We start from the raw sequence: 1,575 nt of genomic DNA, 5'->3' as shown, positions 1-1,575 counted from the left end.
TTGCACCATTTTGCCTTTCTATTTTGGTCGCCAACTCATAATTTTTCAAGCCCAATTACCTGCCTTTTACCCCTAAAACCCCACTTTTTAACGACGATTTCGCCCTTTTCAGCCCTGTTTTTCATGGTTCGAAAGGGTTTTGTTTATGCAATCGTAGTGTATTTTTATGCTTTTCGCCCCGCATTTAGCAGCATTTTACACTGCGTTTTGCACCATTTCGCCTTGCATTTAGCACCAAAACGCACTGCATTTAGCACCAAAACGCACTGCATTTAGCATCAAAACGCACTGCATTTTGTACCAAAACACACTGCGTTTAGCACCAAAACGCACTTCATTTTACTACAAATCACCCAAAAACGGGTGGTAGTGGCGGTCGGTTTAAATAAAAATTCATTTCGCCTGCATGCACAACTGCCCCCTTTTTGCACAAAACAAACCTCCGCGAGAATCGATTTTTTGCGGCAAGGTGGGCGGTTGGTGGGCAAAAAAGGCACTCATAATGTTAAAATCCGTGCCGAAAAGTTGACAGATTTGGGTTGGTGAGTTGACAGATTTGGGTTGGTGAGGCGACAACTTCGGGTTAACGAGGCGACAAGTTTGGGTTGGCGAGTTGACAATTCCCAGGTTTAAATATCGTTAAAGGAAAAATGTTAGCCCCCTTAATTTGTTGCCTTTTTGGATTTGTTTTACTAACTTTGGCTTTCGGAGACAACTTAATTGCGAGTCTCCGGCTTTAATTTCCAACAATAATAGAAACCTCAAAAACAACGCCTATGAACCTGTGGACACCCAACAACGACATCGCCGTGAGCATCGGCGGCAAGCCCCTTTTCTCGTTCAAGTCGCTCAGGCTGCACCAACCCATCAACGACCATCACCGCTTTGAGCTCGCCTTGGACTTCGAGGTGGCGGCCAAGGCCCTGGAAGACGGTACGGAATGGCTAGGCAAGCGCATACAAATCAAGAGAAGGGAGGCGAAATCGTTCCTGTTCGTCGGGGTCGTCACGAAGGTGAACGCCTGCCGGGAGAACCTGGACGGCGGAGAGGTACGCGTGTCGGGCTATTCCACCACCTACCTGCTGGAGAACGGCGAGAGCTGCCACTCGTGGCTCGGGCGCACGTTGGGCGAGATAGTCAGGGAGCTGTGCGCCAAGGCGGGCGTGCAGGCGCAGGTGGAGCCCGAACACGACAAGTCCGTGGGGTACGTCTGCCAATACCGGGAATCGGACTTCACGTTCATCCGGCGGCTGGCCAAGAAGTACCAGGAGTGGCTGTACTACGACGGCGCCAAGCTGGTTTTCGGGATGCCGAGGAAACCCAAGGCCGTGAAACTGGAGTTCGACACGACGCTCACCTCGTTCGAGACTGGCGTGCAGACGCTGGCCCGGCCCGCCCGGGTGTTCTCCTACCTGTCGAAACACGACCACAGCATGGCTGAAAACACGCCGAACAAGCCCTCAGGGCTCGACCGGCTAGGCAGCAGGGCCTTCCAGGCCTCGATGGAGATGTTCAAGGAACCGGCCTTGCAGTATGCGCACTCGCGCGTGCACTACATGCTGGAGATGGAGATGT

Annotated in this window: 2 protein-coding genes; both read left to right on the top strand. The window is 52.1% G+C overall.

Annotated features, from left to right (window positions below; all coding sequences use genetic code 11):
• Positions 1 to 276: hypothetical protein (locus HMPREF2955_RS16465; RefSeq protein WP_210401267.1), on the top strand; the 276-nt coding region annotated here is incomplete at its 5' end.
• Positions 277 to 776: 500 nt separating this feature from the next.
• The coding region (locus HMPREF2955_RS02910) for a contractile injection system protein, VgrG/Pvc8 family (RefSeq protein ID WP_246830053.1) at positions 777 to 1,575 on the top strand (799 nt) is incomplete at its 3' end.

It is taken from the genome of Prevotella sp. HMSC073D09, from assembly GCF_001814145.1.
GTDB lineage: Bacteria > Bacteroidota > Bacteroidia > Bacteroidales > Bacteroidaceae > Prevotella > Prevotella conceptionensis.
The sequence above is the reverse complement of the archived record's forward strand: the minus strand, read 5'-3'. Positions and strand labels throughout refer to the sequence as shown.